The 699-nt window shown below is 43.3% G+C and carries 1 pseudogene; it reads left to right on the top strand.

The features are described from left to right. Nucleotides 1-699: pseudogene (locus HMPREF2619_RS11695) on the top strand (fibronectin-binding protein); the annotation flags it as partial.

Here is a 699-nt window from a genome sequence, read left to right as displayed (position 1 = left end):
TTACACACCAACTGTGACTCCAGTAACACCAACAGCAACTCCTGCTGAATCTGAAGCACCTCAAGGTGTGGTTCAAACTGGAACAGTAACCTTCACTTCAGGTGACCCAGTTGCACCAATTGATAAGGATACCATTACTCTTCTTGATGAAACTGGTCAGCCAGCAGCATCAGTAGAAGCGAAATCACCAGCAGGTGATGTAATTGGTACCTTCACAGTTGATAAAGAAACAGGTGTTGTGACCTTCACCCCAACGGATAAATCTTATTCAGGTGATGTTGTCCCAGTTAAGGTTCAAGCAGCTGATACAAATGGTACAACAGTAGAAACAACTTACACCCCGAAGATTACTCCAGTTGTTCCAACATCTGAAGATGCAAGATCGACAAATATTCAAGGTGCCACTCAAACAGGTAAACCAACCTTTACTGAAGGCAATCCAAATGTCCCAATCGATGAGGATATTCCAGCGACCTTTGAAGATGGATCAACTACGAAGACAGTAGATGGTGAAGGAACTTACACCGTTTCTCCAGATGGTACAGTAACTTTCGTACCAGAAAAAACATTTACTGGAACAGGAACAGGTGTAACTGTGAAACGTGTGGATAAGAATGGAACTGAAATCACAGCTAAGTACACCCCAACTGTGACTCCTGTAACACCGACAGCGACACCAGTTGAAACAACAGGTAAACA

Source organism: Streptococcus sp. HMSC074B11, from assembly GCF_001808705.1.
Lineage (GTDB): Bacteria > Bacillota > Bacilli > Lactobacillales > Streptococcaceae > Streptococcus.
Note: the sequence above shows the minus strand (reverse complement) of the source record. Positions and strands in the feature narration are given on the sequence as shown.